General features: G+C 64.8%; 15 protein-coding genes. 3 read left to right on the forward strand and 12 right to left on the reverse strand.

What is annotated here, in order from left to right; all coding sequences use genetic code 11:
• Nucleotides 1–132: 132 nt before the first annotated feature.
• Together CV102_RS15275 and CV102_RS15280 are read left to right on the forward strand one after the other, a co-directional pair.
• Nucleotides 133–609, forward strand: coding sequence for a cupin domain-containing protein (locus CV102_RS15275; RefSeq protein WP_148858879.1), 477 nt, complete (start codon nucleotides 133–135; stop codon nucleotides 607–609).
• A gap of 110 nt (nucleotides 610–719) precedes the next feature.
• The gene (locus tag CV102_RS15280; protein ID WP_148858880.1) at nucleotides 720–935 is read left to right on the forward strand and encodes a hypothetical protein; all 216 of its coding nucleotides are present in this window, start codon (nucleotides 720–722) and stop codon (nucleotides 933–935) included.
• Nucleotides 936–1,013: 78 nt separating this feature from the next.
• Here CV102_RS15280 and CV102_RS15285 read toward each other — a convergent pair whose 3' ends face one another.
• The 8 genes from CV102_RS15285 to CV102_RS15320 form a co-directional block, all read right to left on the reverse strand.
• Nucleotides 1,014–1,469 carry a universal stress protein gene (locus tag CV102_RS15285; RefSeq protein WP_148858881.1) on the reverse strand — a complete coding sequence of 152 codons (456 nt, stop codon included), beginning with the start codon at nucleotides 1,467–1,469 and terminating at the stop codon, nucleotides 1,014–1,016.
• A 2-nt stretch (nucleotides 1,470–1,471) separates the two neighbouring features.
• Nucleotides 1,472–3,133, reverse strand: coding sequence for a solute symporter family protein (locus CV102_RS15290; RefSeq protein WP_148858882.1), 1,662 nt, complete (start codon nucleotides 3,131–3,133; stop codon nucleotides 1,472–1,474).
• On the reverse strand, nucleotides 3,130–3,543 hold the full coding sequence (locus CV102_RS15295) for a DUF4212 domain-containing protein (protein WP_148858883.1): 414 nt from the start codon (nucleotides 3,541–3,543) through the stop codon (nucleotides 3,130–3,132). Before CV102_RS15295 ends, CV102_RS15290 begins: the two co-directional genes overlap by 4 nt.
• 55 nt (nucleotides 3,544–3,598) lie before the next feature.
• Entirely contained in the window at nucleotides 3,599–5,572 is a 1,974-nt protein-coding gene (gene acs / locus CV102_RS15300; RefSeq protein WP_148858884.1) for an acetate--CoA ligase, read from the reverse strand.
• 299 nt (nucleotides 5,573–5,871) lie between these two features.
• A complete protein-coding gene (locus tag CV102_RS15305; protein ID WP_233710709.1) occupies nucleotides 5,872–8,163 on the reverse strand; it encodes a bacterio-opsin activator domain-containing protein in 2,292 nt (763 codons plus the stop codon).
• A gap of 128 nt (nucleotides 8,164–8,291) precedes the next feature.
• Nucleotides 8,292–10,268 carry an acetate--CoA ligase gene (acs, locus tag CV102_RS15310; protein WP_148858886.1) on the reverse strand — a complete coding sequence of 659 codons (1,977 nt, stop codon included), beginning with the start codon at nucleotides 10,266–10,268 and terminating at the stop codon, nucleotides 8,292–8,294.
• A gap of 199 nt (nucleotides 10,269–10,467) precedes the next feature.
• Nucleotides 10,468–10,956 (reverse strand): universal stress protein, encoded by a 489-nt coding sequence (locus CV102_RS15315; protein WP_148858887.1) that lies wholly within the window; start codon nucleotides 10,954–10,956, stop codon nucleotides 10,468–10,470.
• A 452-nt stretch (nucleotides 10,957–11,408) separates the two neighbouring features.
• Nucleotides 11,409–12,173: an enoyl-CoA hydratase/isomerase family protein gene (locus CV102_RS15320; RefSeq protein ID WP_148858888.1), complete on the reverse strand. Its 765-nt coding sequence runs from the start codon at nucleotides 12,171–12,173 to the stop codon at nucleotides 11,409–11,411.
• Between the two features lie 212 nt (nucleotides 12,174–12,385).
• Here CV102_RS15320 and CV102_RS15325 point away from each other — a divergent pair, with 212 nt between their 5' ends.
• Nucleotides 12,386–12,718, forward strand: a complete 333-nt coding sequence (locus tag CV102_RS15325; RefSeq protein WP_148858889.1) for a 2Fe-2S iron-sulfur cluster-binding protein — start codon at nucleotides 12,386–12,388, stop codon at nucleotides 12,716–12,718.
• A gap of 3 nt (nucleotides 12,719–12,721) precedes the next feature.
• On the opposite strand, the gene CV102_RS15330 is transcribed toward CV102_RS15325, so the two are convergent.
• From CV102_RS15330 to CV102_RS15345, 4 genes are all read right to left on the reverse strand, one after another.
• Nucleotides 12,722–13,183 carry a MaoC family dehydratase gene (locus tag CV102_RS15330; protein WP_148858890.1) on the reverse strand — a complete coding sequence of 154 codons (462 nt, stop codon included), beginning with the start codon at nucleotides 13,181–13,183 and terminating at the stop codon, nucleotides 12,722–12,724.
• A gap of 174 nt (nucleotides 13,184–13,357) precedes the next feature.
• Nucleotides 13,358–14,644, reverse strand: a complete 1,287-nt coding sequence (paaK, locus tag CV102_RS15335; RefSeq protein ID WP_148858891.1) for a phenylacetate--CoA ligase PaaK — start codon at nucleotides 14,642–14,644, stop codon at nucleotides 13,358–13,360.
• Between the two features lie 159 nt (nucleotides 14,645–14,803).
• Nucleotides 14,804–15,400: a GNAT family N-acetyltransferase gene (locus CV102_RS15340; protein ID WP_148858892.1), complete on the reverse strand. Its 597-nt coding sequence runs from the start codon at nucleotides 15,398–15,400 to the stop codon at nucleotides 14,804–14,806.
• A gap of 107 nt (nucleotides 15,401–15,507) precedes the next feature.
• Nucleotides 15,508–15,903: a universal stress protein gene (locus CV102_RS15345; protein ID WP_148858893.1), complete on the reverse strand. Its 396-nt coding sequence runs from the start codon at nucleotides 15,901–15,903 to the stop codon at nucleotides 15,508–15,510.
• Nucleotides 15,904–15,913: the final 10 nt, after the last annotated feature.

Below are 15,913 nucleotides of genomic sequence, written 5' to 3' on the forward strand. Positions count from 1 at the left end.
AGACTAGCCAGTTCCGGCCGCGGTTAGGCGGTTTCGTTTTCGGACCGTTCCCACGCGCTCGCGGCCGTCGAGCGATCACGGCTCGAGCCCGGGAGGATTTATCGGGGTGGCGGGAAGACGGCATATCGAAGCATGCACAAGGTTAACGAATCGGCGGTCGACTGGAAGGAATACGACCGCGAGCAGGCGCGGTTCCGCCGGAAGGAGCTCTCGAACGCCGTCGGCGCCGCCGACCTCGGCTGCAGCCTCTACGAGTTGCCGCCGGGGGAACGGTCGTGGCCGTATCATTATCACACGGCGAACGAGGAGGCGCTGTACGTCCTGTCGGGAACGGGGCTGCTCCGAACTGCGGACGGGGAGCGAGAACTCGAGGCGGGGGACTTCGCGACCTTTCCGGCGGACGAGCGCGGCGGTCACCGGATCGTCAACGATAGCGAGGAGCCGCTGCGATATCTGCTCGTGTCGACGATGAACGAACCCGACGTCACTGTCTACCCCGAAATGAACAAGTTCGGCGTCTTCGTCGGCGCACCACCGGGCGGCCGTGACGAGCGATCGTTGCACGGCTACTACCGTCTCGACGACGGGGTCGGCTACTGGGAGGAATGAGGCGATATCGCCGCTGACGCGCCGACAGGCTTTTTCGATCCTCGGTGAAACCTTCACACAATGGCCGAACGCGAGTACGGGCGGGACCGTCGAACGGAGGTCGCCGATCGATGACGGCGCTTCGGGAGTGGCTCGAGAACGCCCGTGAGGAACGGTGGGGGATATTCGTCGACCTGGTGTTCGCCGTCGGCTGGGTGACGATGGTCGACCTCCTCTTTCGCGTGCTCGAGGGGCCCACCTGGGCGTACTACATGTTCATGCTCGCGGGGATCGTCGCCTACTTCGGCTTCGTCACGAGTCTCGAGTTCGCGACTACCGAGGAATAACGCCAGCAAGAATCGAGGCCCCGTCGAGGGCGTGTTACGTGCCGAAACTGCGGTGAGTGACGAGTTCGTCGCCGGCGGTCAGTCCTCCCTGTCGACCACCAGCACCGGGAGTTTGGTCGATCGGAGAGTTCGTTCTGCGACGCTTCCGAGCAGGGCTCGACGGACGCCGCTTCGGCCGGCAGATCCCATGACGATCAGGTCGACGTCGTTGTTCGACGCGTAGTTGCCGATCTGTTTGTGCGGCTGTCCGGCGACGACCGACTCGGTCACCTCGATGTCGTAGGCCTGGGCCTTCGACGCGACGACGCCGGTCGCCTCGTTGGCGCGCTGCTCGAGTTCGGGCATGTCGCCGAAGTGACCCTGCTGGATACGATCCACTTGTTCGGTGCCGAGACTGACGTCGATCGCGCTCGTGTCGACGACGTACAGCGCGTGAACGTCCGCATCGTACTTCGTTGCGAGATCGATCGCGTGATCGACCGCGTGTTCGGCGACGTCGCTTCCGTCAGTTGGGACGAGTATCGTATCGTACATGGTTAGTCGTCTGCAGGGGTACCGCCGTCAGCGGCGGCGTCTTCGGCCGATTGCATCTTGCTCATCGGTTCGGGGCTGTGACACTGCCGAACGAGTCGCTTGACGTGCTGTGGCGGGTCGTCGGTGACCACCGAGACGACGATGATCACGGCGAAGACGACCGGCACGCCGATCAGCGCCGAGGAGGTCCCCGGCAACCACGTCGCGAGCGCCGCGTTCGCGGCCTCGTCGACACCCGTGTACATCGGGATGACGGTGTCGTTGATGATCGCGCCGAACGAGAGCCCGATACCGACGAGCATACCGGAGAGCGCTCCCTCGCGGGTCGTGTTCTCCCACCAGAGGCCGAGGAAGAACACGGGGAAGAAGACGGTGCCGGCGATCGCGAACGACATCGCGACGAGTTCGCCGATGAGCGCCGGCGGGTTGAGTCCGATGAGCGTCACGAGGATCCCGATTCCCAGGATCGTCGAGCGGCCGACGATCATCTGCTCGCGCTGGGTCGCGTCCTCCTTGTAGAGGTTCGTGTAGATGTCGTGTGCGGCCGCCGAGGACGCGGAGATGAACAGACCTGCGGTCGTCGCCAGTGCCGCTGCGACGGCACCGGCAGCGACGAGGCCGACCAGCCACGTCGGTAAGCCGGCGAGCTGGGTCGTCAGCACGACGAGCGCGTCGGCTTCCACGCCGGCCATGTCGGTGAAGGTGCCGCCACCGGGACCATCCGCGTACAGCAATCCGCCCCATGCGGCGTAGATGGCCGTGCCCCAGTAGAGCAGGCAGATGAAGAACAGGCCCCAGACGGTCGACCAGCGGGCGGTTCGCTCGTTGTCGACCGTGTAGAAGCGCACGAGGACGTGCGGGAGTCCGCAGGTCCCGACGATCAGGCTGAACGCCAGCGCGATCCAGCCGTAGTAGCCCACGTTCGCGAACGGCTCGACGAACTGGGCCTCGAGGCTCGCCGCCTCGGCGACTTCCGGTCCGGCCTCGAGGTACGGCAGGGCCATCGACCAGCCCTGCGTCCAGCCGGTCGCGTACAGACCGAGCGTGAACGCGATGATGAGGATGACGTACTGGATGGCCATGTTCTTGGTCGTTCCGAGCATCCCGGAGAGAGCGACGTAGCCGATGGTGACGGCCATCAGCAGGATGACGCCCAGCTCGTAGGAGATGCCGAAGATGTACTGGGCCATCAGCCCCATCCCGCTGGCCTGTCCGATCGCGTAGGTAAAGGCGATCGCGAGCGTCGTGAACGCCGCGATGCCGCGCGCCCAGTCCGAGTAGAACCGGTCGCCGACGAAGTCGGGCGCCGTGTACTTCCCGAACCGGCGGAACTGCGCGGCCATGAAGATGAGCAGGATGAAGTAGCCCGTCGTCCAGCCGACGACGTAGGCTAGCCCGAAGTAGCCGAGCGTCGCGACGAGCGCTGCGACGCCGAGGTAGGAGGCGGCGCTCATCCAGTTGGCGCCGATCGCCATCCCGTTCTCGATCGAACCGATCGAGCGGCCGGCGACCCACAGTTCGTCGACCGCAGCGACGCGGAAGAAGTAACCGACGCCGAGGAACAGCGCCAGCATCGCGGCGACGGTTAGCGCCGGGATCAGTTTGAACTCACCGACGTCGAGTGCGGTCTCCTGGAGGACGATCGGATCTATCACTTCGATCATTGGTCACCTCCGTCGGTGGCGACGGTACCGGAGTCGCCCTCGGCCTCCGTCTCGACCTCGTGGGAAATGTCGTACCGGGTGTCGAGACGGTCACGCTGCATGGCGTAGGCGACCGACAGCAACAGGGCGGCCAGCGGCGTGAAGATCGCCGTCAGGAAGAAGTGTAGCGGGAAGCCGCCGAGGACCGTCGTCCCGGTCATGAGATCCGGCGCGAAGAGGATGGCCGTCGTCGGTCCGAAGACGACGACGATCCACGCGACGAACGAGATCCAGATCACCTTCAGGTGATCCCGCATGAACGGCGTCGCCGGCTTGAAAATGTTTATCTCCTTATCGAGGTACGTCTCGGTCTTGACGCCGCCGTCGGTTTCGACGGCGCCGTCAGAGTCTTGGTTGGTATTCTCTGTCATGTTATCGGCTCATGTGTGATGCTTGGCAGTCGGTTCTGGAAAGGATGGATCCGGGCTAGTCGCCCTGAACCTGCTCTGCGATATCGTCGACGACCTCCGGATTCCGGAGCGTCGAGGTGTTTCCGAGTTCGTTTCCGCTCGCGATGTCCTCGAGCAGACGACGCATGATCTTCCCCGAGCGCGTCTTCGGCAGTTCGGGCGTGAAGACCACCTCTTCGGGTTTCGCGATCGGGCCGATGGCGTCGACGACGCCCTCGACGATCTTTTCAGACAGTTCCTCGTCGCCCTCGTAGCCGTCTTCGGTGATGACGTAGGCGTACACTGCCTCGCCTTTCACCTCGTGATCACCGCCGACCACGGCGGCTTCGGCGACGCCCTCGACGCCGACGATCGCGCTCTCGATCTCCATCGTTCCGAGACGATGCCCGGAGACGTTGAGCACGTCGTCGACCCGGCCGAGCACGGTGATGTAGTCGTCCTCGTCGATCTTCGCCCCGTCTTCGGGGAAGTAGACCCACTCGTCGGCGTCGGGATCGGAGTACTCCCGCCAGTACTCGTCGATGAACCGGTCGTCGTTCTGGTAGAGCGTTCGCAGCATACCGGGCCACGGCTTCTGGACCGTCAGGTAGCCGGCCTCGCCGGCTTCGACCTCTTCGCCCTGTGCGTCGACGATGCGCGCGTCGACTCCGGGCAGCGCCGGGCCGGCCGAACCGGGTTTCATAGCGTTGACGCCGGGAAGCGTGGTGATCATGTGACCACCGGTTTCGGTCTGCCACCAGGTGTCGACGATCGGACACTCCTCGCCGCCGATGTGTTTGTAGTACCACTTCCAGGCGCGTGGGTTGATTGGTTCGCCGACGGTCCCCAGCAGGCGCAACGAGGAGAGGTCGTGCCGTTCGGGGTACTCTTTCCCCCACTTCATGAACGCGCGAATCGCCGTCGGCGCCGTGTAGAAGACGTCGACCTCGTTCTTTTCGGCGATCTCCCAGAACCTGTCCTTGTCCGGGTAGTCCGGCGTCCCTTCGTACATGACCGTCGTCGTCCCGAGCGCCAGCGGCCCGTAGATGATGTAGGAGTGACCCGTGATCCAGCCGATGTCGGCCGAACACCAGTAGGTGTCGCCGGGTTCCAGGTCGAGAACCGTCTGGGACGTCCAGGCCGTATACGCGAGGTAGCCGGCGGTCGTGTGTTTGACCCCCTTGGGCTGGCCCGTCGTTCCCGAGGTGTACATCAGGAACAGCATGTCCTCGGCGTCTCGGGTCACGGGCTCGACGCTCTCGCCGCGGTTGTCGTCGACGAGTTCCTCGTAGTCGTGCTGGCCGTCCTCGAGCGTGTGGTCGAGGTCGTCGCCGAGTCGGTCGACGACGATCGTCGTCGTCTCGTGGTCGACGTCCTCGAGTCCCTCGTTGGTCTTCGAGATGTGATCGAGGGCGTCGCCGCGGCGGTAGTAGCCGTCGGCGGTGACCAGGTACTCGCTGCTCGCCGAGTTCATCCGCGTCGCGAGCGCGTCCGCGGAGAAGCCGGCGAAGACGACCGAGTGGGGCGCGCCGATGCGGGCGCACGCCAGCATCGCGATCGGGAGCTCCGGAACCATCGGCATGTAGAGCGTGACGACGTCGTCCTCCTCGACGCCGAGATCCCGAAGTGTCGCGGCGAACGCTTCGACCTCCTCGAGCAGTTCACCGTACGTGTAGGTGCGAGTCTCGCCCGGTTCGCCCTCCCACTCGATCGCCGTTCGATCCTCGGCGCCATCCTCTACGTGCCGGTCAAGGCAGTTGTAGGAGGCGTTGAGCGTTCCGCCGGTGAACCACTCGTAGAAGGGTGCGTTTCCGTCCTCGAGTACGGTGTCGTACTCCTGATCCCAGGAGAGCAGGTCGGCTGCCTGCTCCCAGCACTCGGGCCAGTTCTCCTCGAACTCCTCGTAGATCCCCTCGTCGGTTACGTTCGCCTGCTCGACGAACGACTCGGGGGGCTCGAACGTGTCCTGCTCCTCGAGCCGTGCCTCGAGATTGACGTCGTCCTCTGTCATGGTACAACCACTCAATGAACAACCGTCATAGTAAAGCCCGCCTCTAGTTGTACAAAACGGCAGTCATCTCCCGGGGTGTCGTCGACACCGGGTTGACACGTTCTCCTGGAACCGACCGTTCTATCGCCGATTTCCGGACTGTCTCGTGGCACCGACGGTACTGAAACGAGACCGATCGCACTGTCGACGACCGGCCGACTGCTGGAGGAGGGAATGGGGCTAGAGGGCTAGCCTCTCGTCGTCCTGAGCTGCGTCGATCGTCGAACTCGAGCGAGTCGGGCGCAAGAAAAACTGGCTCCTTATTCGTCAGTCGACGGGTCGTCGAAGAACGTCCGGAGCAACTCGTGTTGTCCCTTCCGAAGGTGGCTGTGTAGCGTTGGCGATGAGATGCCCATCGCGTCTGCGACCTCCTCGGCTGTACTCTCGCGGGGCCAGTCGTAGTACCCTCCGGAGTAGGCCGCCATGAGCGCGGCCTCCTGGCGGTCGGTGAGTCGTTCCTCGAGTCCCTCCCGGAACTCTCGACCGGTCTGTACGGCCCGCTCGGCCTCGCGTTTTCCGACGAGTTCGGAGTCGGGGAAGGCCGACCGCAGCCCGGAGACGATCGTCCGGAGGTCAGCGTTCGCCGCACATTCGGCCGTGATCGCCGCGGAACCGTCCTCGAAGACCGCCTCGCAGACGGTAACGCCGTACTCGGTCAGCGTTAGCGTCGGCGAGGAGCCCTCGACGACGAACTCGATCCGATAGGCGTCCTCGTAGGTCTCGATCAACCGACAGTCGCCGATCCCCGGCTCCGCGTCGGCGAGTTCGAAGACGTCGGCCGGCGACGCACCCTCGAGACGGACGTAGTACAGCTGCGTCGACTCCGAGAGCGGGACGAGCGAGTCGAGTTCGAACCGGCACTCGAGCCGGCGGGTCGCGTCGACGAAGAACGATCCCTCGTCGCGACAGACGAACTCGAGTTCGACCACACGGTCGGACAGCAGGAGGTTGCGCCGGCGGATCGCCCCGATGGCGTAGCCGACCTGACTGCCGATCGTCTCGAGCCACGCGCGCTCGGCCTCGTCGAACGCGTTCGATCGTTCGGTCGCGACCGAGAGCGTTCCGTAGACGGTGTCGCCGTAACAAAGCGGCACCGTCGCGACGTGTCCCTCGAAAGCCCCGTCTCCCCCGTCGAACGCCGCTCGAACGTCGCTCGCAACCGTCACCGACTGCGATTCCGTCACGGTCGCGTCGTCCGCGGCGGAATCGACGGAGGCCGGGCCAGTCGCGCCTCCCTCGTCGGTCGTCGGGCCGGATCCGAGAGACGGTTGGGACTGCGGATCGGGCCACTCGTCGGGAAGGAGTCGGTCGATCTGGTCGTGCTCGAGTCCGCTCGCGGTCCGCCACTCCTGGCGGTGGTCGGAGAGGGCCGTTCGATCGATCCAGGCGGCGTCGTACGTCGATCCGTCGGTCAGTTCGGTACAGGTCGCCGTCTCGACCTCACCGTGACCTGTCGCCTCGAGCAACGCGTCCGTCACCGCCCGATGGCGCTCGGCGACGCCGTAGAGCCGGTCGAGGGCGTCGCGAGCCGAACGGAGCGCCTCGAGTCGCTCGTAGTGGGTCGAGACGTCCCGAACGAGGAGGGCGAAGCCGCGGATCTCGCGCGCGTCGTCGCGCAGCGGCGTGACGACCTCCGTCGCGCGGAACTGCGAGCCGTCCCTGCGGAGCCGCCAGCCGCTGTCTTCGTACCCCGACTCCTCGAGCGCTCGCGACAGCGTTCGTTCGGGAACGCCGCGCTCGACCGCGTCGTCGTCGTAGAACGCGGAGACGTGCGTGCCGACGATCTCACCGGCCCGGTAGCCGAAGACCGACTCGGCGCTCCGGTTCCAGCGTTCGACGTAGCCGTCCGGATCGAGTCGAACCAGCGCACACCGATCGCTCGCGGCGAGCAACGACCGAACGACGCTCTCGTCGCTCACGCCTCGCTCCGTCGGTGACCGGCTCCTGGAGCCCGTCTCGATCGTGGCGAAGGCGTCGACTATCTCGGCGTCGGTCGGCTCGGAAAGGTAGGGCTCGAGGGCCTCGAAACTCTGCCAGCCCCCGACGGTCTTGACGACTCGCGGGTTGACGTCGTGCTCGACGAGCGCGGTCCGAGCGAAGTACCGCCGAAGGTCGCTCGTCGAGACGCCTTCGAGAGCCGGATCGTCGAACAGGTCGCTGGCCCGCTCGGCGACGTCGGCGACGAGCATCTGGAGGCGCCGCGGTGTCACGGAAACGATCGGCTCGTCGCTCGACAACCCATTGCTTCGTGCGTACCGCCGCAGCTCTCGCTCGACGGTCGTCGGAAGGTACGCAGTTCGACGAGTGCCGTCCTCACCGGCGGGAAGCCGGAGAAGATATCGAGGGGGATTGGTCTGCACCTGGTCGATAGCGTCGGTACTGAGTCGCGTGAGTTCGCTCGGACGCAGTCCGACGTCGCCACAGCACCGAACGACGAGCGCCTCGCGGTACGTTTCGGCGGCGTCGAGGAGCGACTCGTACTGCTGGCGGGACAACACCGACGGCTCGGACGGTTCGGACGGCTCCGACGGCTCGGACTCCTCGAGACTCACGTTTCGCCTATTTTGAGTTCGCGAAAATAACTGTACCGACATTGGCTGGAAATTTGAGGAAAAGCTCGTACCAACGGACAGCTATCTGATCTTCTTGATTTCGATCTGTTTGAAGACTCGAAGCGAGATTACTCCTGCCGAATTTCGGCCTGGATCTCGCCGACGATCTCCGGGTTCCGGAGCGCGCTCGTGTCGCCCAGTTGGTTGTCGTTCGCGACGTCCTCGAGCAGTCGACGCATGATCTTCCCCGAACGGGTCTTGGGGAGTTCCGGTGTGAAGATCACTACTTCGGGTCTGGCGATCGATCCGATCGCCGCCTCGATGCTCTCGGTGATCGACTCGCGAACGGTCTCGTCCGGTTCGCAGTCTCCTTCGGTGCTCACGTAGGCGTAGATCTCGGTGTCCTCGATGTCGCTCGAGCGGCCGACGACGGCGGCCTCCACGACGCCGTCGACGTCGGCGATCACGCTCTCGATCTCCATCGTACTCAGGCGCCGGCCGGAGACGTTGATCACGTCGTCGACCCGACCGAGGACGGTGATGTACCCATCTTCGTCGACGGTAGCGGCGTCGCCGCTGAAGTACCACCAGCGGTCGTGGTCCGGATCGGAGAACTGGTCCCAGTACTCGGTTCGGTACTGATCGTCGCCGTCGTATAGCGTCCGCGCCATCCCCGGCCAGGGTTGGGCGATGGTGAGATAGCCGGTCTCGCCGGGGTCGACGTCCGCCCCCTCGGCGTCGACGACGCGTGCATCGATACCTGGCAGGGGCGGTCCGGCCGAACCGGGTTTCATCTCGTCGATGCCGGGAAGCGTCGAGATGGTTATCGCACCCGTCTCGGTCTGCCACCAGGTGTCGACGATCGGGCACCCGCCGCCGCCGATGTGCTCGCGATACCAGTTCCAGGGGCGCGAACTGATCGCCTCGCCGACGGTCCCGAGCAGGCGCAGCGAGGAGAGGTCGTGTTGGGCGGGGTACTCTTCGCCCCACTTCATGAACGCGCGAATCGCCGTCGGCGCCGTGTAGAAGACGTCGACTGCGTTCCGATCGACGATCTCCCAGAGGCGGTCTCGGTCGGGATAGTCGGGGGTCCCCTCGTACATGACCGTCGTCGTTCCGAGCGCGAGCGGCCCGTAGACGATGTAGGAGTGACCCGTGATCCAGCCGATGTCGGCCGCACACCAGTACGTATCCTCGGGTTTGACGTCGAGCACCGAACGGGTGGTCCAGGCGACGTGTGCGAGATAGCCGCCCGTCGTGTGGACGACCCCCTTCGGTTCGCCCGTCGTCCCCGACGTGTACATCAGGAACAGCATATCCTCGGCGTCCCGGGACACCGGCTCGACGGTCTCGCCGGCGTGTCGTTCGACCAGGTCGTCGTAATCGTACTCTCCGTCGCCGAGAACGTGGGGCAGATCCTCACCGAGTCGATCGACGACGACGGTCTCGACGTCCTGCTCGAGCGTAATCCGCGCGTTGTCGACCTTGCTCTTCTGGTTGAACGCGTCACCGCGGCGGTAGTAGCCGTCGCAGGTGACCAGATACTCGCTGTCGGCGGCCTCCATCCGCGTCGCGAGCGCGTCCGCCGAGAGGCCGGCGAAGACGACCGAGTGGGGGGCGCCGATACGGGCACACGCGAGCATCGCGATCGGCAACTCGGGAATCATCGGCAGGTAGAGGGTGACGACGTCGTCTTCCTCGACGCCGAGTTCCCGCAGGGCCGCCGCGAACTCGTTGACCGCGGTCGCGAGATCCTGGTAGGTGTAGGTCTCGCGCTCGCCGCGCTTTCCCTCCCATCTGATGGCCGCGTGGGTCTTTCGGCCCGCCTCGAGGTGGCGATCCAGGCAGTTGTAAGAGGCGTTGAGTTCGCCGCCGGTGAACCACTCGTAGAACGGGGCGTTCCCGTCCTCGAGAACGGTCTCGTACGGCCGATCCCAGGAGAGCAGGTCGGCTGCCCGCTCCCAGCAGTCGGGCCAACGCTCCTCGAACTCCTCGTAGATGGCCTCGTTCGTGACGTTCGCCTGTTCGACGAACGAGGCGGGCGGGCTGTGTGGCGACCCCGTCGGCACGGACGCGTCTTCTTCCCACCCGTTGCGGTCGACCATGTCGTATCCGACTCGAGGGTGTTCAGCGGAATAAACGTTCCTCCGAATACGGGTCGTCCGGCTCTCCCCCGAGGAGCAGTACCGCGGTTCGAGCCCGACGGGCGGTACCGGGGTTCGAGCAGAGACGGCAATCGGTCACGCGGCAGTGCGAATCGGCAGCTGACGCCGATTCGTCCGTCGCCGTGGGAGAGCGGTGGCGCTACGACGACATCGAGTCGAAGTCGGTGACCTCGCCGGACTCGCGCTCGGACTCGCGGACGACGTACACGTCGTATCGCTGGTCGTTCGCGACGGGACTACCGACGCTCGACTGCGGGGAGATCACCGATCCCGCGTTTTCCGAGCCGATGAAGACGACGCTGGCCCCGACCTCGCCCGCCACGCGGCGGATCTCGCGGACGACGTTTATCGTCGCCGTCGCGGTCGGTTCGTCGGAACTGACGCGTTCGACCCGGAACGTCGCCTCCGGATCGACGTCTTCGACGCGAGATTGCATACCCTCGGCGATCGCTTCGGGGTCGAACGGTTCGCCCTCGCTGATCCAGCCCCGGTCGCGGGCGTACTCGTCGTCGTCCGGAACGACCGTCAGTACGACGACCTCCTCCTCGAGGAAGTCGCCGAACGTCGAGGCGCGCTCGAGGGCCTTCACCGCGAGGGATGATCCGTCGAAGGGAACGAGCAGTGACATACCAGATAGCAACATCGGGCGTGGAAGTAAATGTTCGGCTCCCCCTCCACGCGGGCCGGTTCGAACGGAACGGGCGCCGGTTTCGAGCCGGGCCGCTGGCGAACTCCGGTGAGTAGCGTACGATCTGGAAATACCACTTATAAATACAATCTTTCCGTATGGTAGTCGGATATCGTCCATCTCACCGGCCGATCCGGATATACGAGTAAACTGGCCTCTGAATGGCAATTTCTCGCAGTATTTGGTATTCACACCTCTATTCGCTCCAGTTACTCTCGTTCTCTCGAATACACGTTGAGTGGCCAGTATAGCGCGTAAAAGGCACAAGTTGACGAAAGGAAGCGTTCACTCCTCATAGTGTAGGACTTCTTAAAGTAGTGGATAGCACTCGAGTTACTATCACTAAATCCGCGTCTCGAACCGACCCGTCTCGAGAGCGCGCAATCCGGACGTCAGTCGAACTCCGGCGACCGCCCTTCCAGGAAGGCCGCGACACCTTCCGCGTGGGCCGGCGTTCCGTACGCCAGCGACTGGAAGTGGGCCTCTCGCTCGAGGCCGTCGCGCCACGACCGGCCGAGGTTCTCGTGGATCGCCTGCTTCGCCAGGCCGACGTTTGCGGTCGGTTTGGAGGCGAGCGTCTCCAGGAGGTCGGCGACTCGAGCCTCGAGTTCCTCGTCCGGGACGGTCTCGTTGACGAGGTCGAGCGCCTCGGCTTCCGCGGCGTCGACGAGTCGGCCGGTGATCACCAGTTCCTTCGCCGTCCGCAGGCCGACGAGACGAGGCAGCGTCACCGTCCCGCCCAGATCGGGCACGAGTCCGACGTTGACGAACGACGCGCCGAACCGGGCGGAGTCCGCGGCGTAGGCGAAGTCCGCGGCGGCGACCACCGAGAGCCCGGCGCCGACCGCGTCGCCGTTGACTTTCGCGACGACCGGAACCGGTGCGGTCAGGATCCGTTCGGCGACTCGGCCGAGCGTCGCGCGGACGCGGTCGTAGGCCTCCGCCGCCGTCTCGTCGCGTTCGGCCATCGCCTCGATGTCGCCGCCGGCGCTGAACGCGTCGCCCTCCCCGGTCAGGACCACCGCGTCGAGCGCGGCCGGATCGAGGTCCTCGAGTTCGCCCGCGAGGTTGCGAGCGACGTCCTCGGTAAACGCGTTGCGAACGTCGGGTCTGTCGAACGTGAGGTACAGGACGGAATCCTCGGTACGGGTCTGCATGCCGGTAACGTGGACGGCGTTTCTACTTAGAACTACGTTCGCTGGCAGCATCGTTTCGATCCGGGCGCCCTGTCGAGCAGTTCGACGCCGAGTGCGGCCGCAGCCCCAGGACCCTCGTCCGGTTCCACGTCGGCGGAGACCCTCGTTCGGTTCCACACCGGTGGTCCCGAGTCGGTCGTACGTATTTGTGCGTCGGCGTGCTATAGTCACACATGCCGACGATCGAGTTCGAGGGTGAAACGATCGACGCCGACGTCGGCGACAACCTGCGCCGAGCGCTCGTGGATGCCGGCTTCCCTCCACACAACGGTAGCGCACAGTACACGAACTGTCGCGGCAATGGGTTCTGTGGGACCTGTGCCGTGGAAATCGTCGAGGGAGACGTGGACGAGCCGGCGCGCAAGGAGCGCCGGCGTCTCGGGTTGCCGCCTCACAGTCCCGACTCCGGGCTCCGGCTGTCGTGTCAACTGACGGTCGAAGACGACCTCGTCGTCGTGAAACACCCGGGCTACTGGGGACAGAACGTAGAACGCGGCGACGACTGAGCGCTACTCTTTCGTCTTGATGAGGAACTTCATGTCGCCCTGAAAGACCACCGTGTCCTCCTGGTTGGTCATCTCGGTGTCGAGCACGACCAGGCCCGCGTCGTCGCGGCTCCCCACGTCCTTCGTCTCGGTGACTTCGATATCGAGCGAGAGCGTATCGCCGATATGAACGGGGTTTGGCAGGTCCATGTAGTTCATCCCGAGGAACGCGAACGCGGTCCGTTCGACGATCCCGGTGCGGTAGACGAACCCCGTCGCCTGGACGAACGTCATCGGTCCGTGGGCGATCCGCTCGCCGAAGGGACCGTCCTCGGCATACTCCTTGTTCGTGTGCAGTTCCGTCCAGTCGCCGGCGAGCGCGGAGTGCATGACGAAGTCGGCCTCCGTCACCGTCCGGCCGACGCTCTCGAAGGTCTGGCCCTCCTCGAAGTCCTCGAAGTAGTGTGGCTCGTAACTGTATGCCATGGGGTAGTCATCAAAATCGCAGCATAAATAATTTACTTCGGAAATCGGGAGCGGGCACGGGGAACGACGGCACCTGGATCCGGCGAGTCGTAGCTGTCGCTGATCGGCTCACAGTCAGCCGTTTTGCCGCCTGTGGATCGAACTCCTGTTTCCACCTCGAGTGATGATCGCCCGCTACCGGTGATCGTAGACCCGCTTGACCTTCCCGACCTCAGTTCGCTCGATGCCGCCGGGATCGGCGATCGTCAACTCGTCCGGCGTGAACGAGAGCACGTTCGAGAGCCGAGTGAGAACGCGATCGCGCAGGGCCTCGAGGTCGCCGTCGAACCCCTCCTCGCGCTCGATCGTGAGCTCCATCCGATCCAGTTCGTCCTCCCGGGTGAGATCGATGCGGTAGTAGGGGGCAACCTCGTCGAACTCGAGGACGACGTCCTCGATCTCGCTGGGGTACAGATTCACGCCGCGGACGATCAGCAGATCGTCTGCACGGCCGGTCACGTTGTCCATTCGGACCATCGTTCGGCCACACTCGCACTCCTCGGTGGTGAGCGACGTGAGGTCGCCCGTCCGGTAGCGCAGGACGGGCAGCGCCTCCTTCGTTAGCGTCGTCAGGACGAGTTCGCCCTCCTCGCCCTCGGGGAGGGGCTCGCCCGTCTTCGGATCGACGATCTCGGGGTAGAAGTGGTCCTCCCAGATGTGTAGCCCCTCCTGGGCCTCGTGGCACTCGTTCGAGACGCCAGGGCCGATGATCTCGGAGAGTCCGTAAATGTCGATTCCGGTCACGCCGAGTCGCTCTTCGATCTCCTCGCGCATCGGGTCCGTACAGGGTTCCGCGCCGAAGATGACCGTCGACACGGGGAGATCGCGCGGGTCGACGCCCATTTCCTCGGCCGTCTCCGCGAGGTACAGCGAGTACGAGGGCGTACAGCTCAGGGCATCGCTCTCTAAGTCCTCGAGGAGTTCGACCTGTCGCTGGGTCTGGCCGCCGCCGATCGGGATCACCGTCGCGCCGAGTTCCTCGATCCCGTAGTGGAGGCCGAGACCGCCGGTAAAGAGGCCGTAGCCGTAGCCGTTCTGGACGGTGTCGCCGGGCTCGACGCCGGCGGCGACCAGCGAGCGGGCGACCACCTCGCTCCACACGTCGACGTCCCCCTGCGTGTAGGAGACGATCTTGGGTTTGCCTGTGGTGCCGGAGGAGGCGTGGATGCGGACGATTTCGTCGTCGTCGACGGCGAAGAGACCGTCGGGATACTCGTCGCGGAAGTCCTCCTTCGTCGTGAACGGCAGCTTCTCGACGTCCTCGATCGATCGGATGTCGTCCGGAGAGACCCCCGCCTCGTCGAGTTCGTCCCGATAGTACTCGACGTTCTCGTAGGCCCTTTGCACCGTTTCTCGGAGTCGCTCGGTCTGGATTTCTCGGAGTTCGTCTCGAGGGGCTTCCTCGATCTGATTGTAACTCATCCTCATCCCTCACTCTGGAGTTATACACCAAAAATAATGGGGTACCCGACATCCCTCGAGGGCAGAGCCGTTCGAACACGGTCGTGACTCCCTGGCCGAACCCGACGCACATTGTCACGAGACCGTCCGTCCCACCACGGCGCTCGGTGTACCGATCGATTACGCGTTCACCGGTCGCTCAGCCGGCGGTAACTGGACCGTCTCGACGATCGGCTCGTCGAACGGGAGTCGCATCCGGACGTCACTACCGCTCCGATCGACCGTCTCGAACCCCATCCGCCGGTAGACGTGGATGGCGCGTTCGTTCTCGGCGTCGACATCCAGAACGAGCGCCTCGTGGCCGGCGTCGGCGGCGTAGGCGATCACGTGCCGACAGCACTCGCTTCCGATCCCGCGGTCGTGGTACGCCGGGTCCACGAAGACGACGAACTGCGGCTCGGTGCTCGAGCGCGGCGCGTACGCCGCGTGGCCGACGACCCGGCCGTCGTGGACGGCGACGATCGTGAATCCTCGGTCGAGCAGCCGCTCGAGCCAGTCCTCGATTCGGTCGCGTCCGACCGGCGGCAGCCCCATCGATCGGTGGGCGTCGGGGTACCCCTCGTACATCGAGACGAGGGCGTCGAATCGCGGCCGGGAGAACGGCTCGACCAGGATCGGCTCGCCGCGCTTATCGACGAATCGCGGACACCGAGGCGGACACTCGTTCGTCCCTTCGCAGTTCTCGGGATTCCATACGGCGCAGGTGTCGGATCTCATCGGCGTTCACGTATGCGAGTAGGTGCCACGGACTCATCGCTTCTGACCCGTGCATGTGCGGGGTTTTTAGGTGCGATCAGAAACGCTTCGAACCGGTGACCGGGCGACTACCGGTCTGGGCTGACGGTGACGACCGGTCTGTCGGTGCCGAGGATGACCGACTGCGTCACGCTGCCGAAGATAACCTTGCCCGTCGGGGTTCGTTTGCGGCCCGACAGGCAGATCAGGTCGACGTCGTGTTCGTCCGCGGCTGCGATGAGTTCGCTCGCCGGCTCGCCGCTCGTTTCGTAGTACTCGTAGTCGACACCGCTCTCGTCGAACGCGTCCGCGACGTGGCGGACGCCGTCGAGTTGCGGTATCGATTGTCCCTCCGGATTGTCCTGGAACACGTGTGCGAGAATGGCCGACACCTCCTCGGTCGCGGCCGGAAGGGACTCGATCATCGATGCCTGTGCCAGTGCCCGGTCCTTGTCGGTGTCGAGCGCAACCAGTACTCGATACATGCTGTGGTAA

Origin of the sequence: Natronococcus pandeyae, from assembly GCF_008122205.1 — an archaeon.
Lineage (GTDB): Archaea > Halobacteriota > Halobacteria > Halobacteriales > Natrialbaceae > Natronococcus > Natronococcus pandeyae.

Bases quoted from the DNA above. Each gene is read 5' to 3' on its own strand.
- CV102_RS15275 (WP_148858879.1), top strand. From the start codon at position 133: ATGCACAAGGTTAACGAATCGGCGGTCGACTGGAAGGAATACGACCGC.
- CV102_RS15280 (WP_148858880.1), top strand. From the start codon at position 720: ATGACGGCGCTTCGGGAGTGGCTCGAGAACGCCCGTGAGGAACGGTGG.
- CV102_RS15285 (WP_148858881.1), bottom strand. From the start codon at position 1,469: ATGTACGATACGATACTCGTCCCAACTGACGGAAGCGACGTCGCCGAA.
- CV102_RS15290 (WP_148858882.1), bottom strand. From the start codon at position 3,133: ATGATCGAAGTGATAGATCCGATCGTCCTCCAGGAGACCGCACTCGAC.
- CV102_RS15295 (WP_148858883.1), bottom strand. From the start codon at position 3,543: ATGACAGAGAATACCAACCAAGACTCTGACGGCGCCGTCGAAACCGAC.
- acs (WP_148858884.1), bottom strand. From the start codon at position 5,572: ATGACAGAGGACGACGTCAATCTCGAGGCACGGCTCGAGGAGCAGGAC.
- acs (WP_148858886.1), bottom strand. From the start codon at position 10,268: ATGGTCGACCGCAACGGGTGGGAAGAAGACGCGTCCGTGCCGACGGGG.
- CV102_RS15315 (WP_148858887.1), bottom strand. From the start codon at position 10,956: ATGTCACTGCTCGTTCCCTTCGACGGATCATCCCTCGCGGTGAAGGCC.
- CV102_RS15320 (WP_148858888.1), bottom strand. From the start codon at position 12,173: ATGCAGACCCGTACCGAGGATTCCGTCCTGTACCTCACGTTCGACAGA.
- CV102_RS15325 (WP_148858889.1), top strand. From the start codon at position 12,386: ATGCCGACGATCGAGTTCGAGGGTGAAACGATCGACGCCGACGTCGGC.
- CV102_RS15330 (WP_148858890.1), bottom strand. From the start codon at position 13,183: ATGGCATACAGTTACGAGCCACACTACTTCGAGGACTTCGAGGAGGGC.
- paaK (WP_148858891.1), bottom strand. From the start codon at position 14,644: ATGAGTTACAATCAGATCGAGGAAGCCCCTCGAGACGAACTCCGAGAA.
- CV102_RS15340 (WP_148858892.1), bottom strand. From the start codon at position 15,400: ATGAGATCCGACACCTGCGCCGTATGGAATCCCGAGAACTGCGAAGGG.
- CV102_RS15345 (WP_148858893.1), bottom strand. From the start codon at position 15,903: ATGTATCGAGTACTGGTTGCGCTCGACACCGACAAGGACCGGGCACTG.